Source organism: Aliivibrio sp. SR45-2, assembly GCF_963890165.1.
Classification (GTDB): Bacteria; Pseudomonadota; Gammaproteobacteria; order Enterobacterales; family Vibrionaceae; genus Aliivibrio; species Aliivibrio salmonicida.
On the sequence record NZ_CAWPRC010000078.1, the window covers coordinates 1 to 970 of the forward strand.

1 protein-coding gene is annotated in these 970 nt (G+C 33.0%); it reads right to left on the reverse strand.

The annotated features are described in order from the left end of the window. Positions 1–514: 514 nt before the first annotated feature. The coding region (locus AACV33_RS03805; RefSeq protein ID WP_182700737.1) for a hypothetical protein at positions 515–970 on the reverse strand (456 nt) is incomplete at its 5' end.

The following is a 970-nucleotide window of genomic DNA, read 5'->3' on the forward strand; positions in this document are numbered from 1 at the left end:
ATTATAATTTACCGATGCCAATTAAGCGAACAAAATGTTCTTAAATTGCGAGATAAAGTGAATGGAAAACAGATACATTTTTTACGCCATTTGAACGACTTGGTTTCAGCAGATTTGGAACTGATAAACCAAATATCCTAACCACAACTGGGATTGAAAATGCTACGAGCAAAACACTGATGCAAACTAAAATGAGGCATAACCAAAGAACAATTGAAGCGTAAATTAGCCTCTGAAACGCCTGAACTTAGGGAAATAAGGGCTAATTTGCCGAACTTGATAATACGGAAACTAAAAGGCAACAAAGAAGAAAGGAACGCTTACTAAGCCAAAACTACTAAAGCTGCGATCCTTTTGATGAACCGTGCAAAAAATTTCGGACTCAGTACGCACAACGCCTGCATAACACGTTTGCTACTATGCAGATTAAGTCCAAATTTACCACTTAACTCGGTAAACCCAAAGACAATCTAGAATGCCGAATGTAGAAAATCGTGTTGATGCGATTGTTAACCTAATTTTTATTGCGTGATTTTTTACCATATTTGTATGCCTTAATCATATTGTGCCCAAGCATTGATATCCCATACTTAGTTTCATCTGGCCTAGGCATTACACCCAAATTACCTTTCATTTTAACCTTTTCAATTTTTAATTTAATTAATGGAGTGTTAATCAAATTCGCAGCGCCAATAAATTCAACTTGTTTATACGTTGAATTTATAATATTCATATCACCCTCTAAAAAATTCACAAGATCATCAACAAAGATATTATTAATCACGTCTAAACTTCTTCTAAAATTCTCATCATCTATTTTCAAAGAAACAAATCCAATAAATAAGCAAGCTATAACATCTGCTTTCTTTTCATCGTTAGAACTATTAATCACATTTAAAATATTATCAGTCAATCTTGTTGTATTTTTGAATTCAGATGAAAATTCTTGAATTTTTTTGCGCTCTTCATC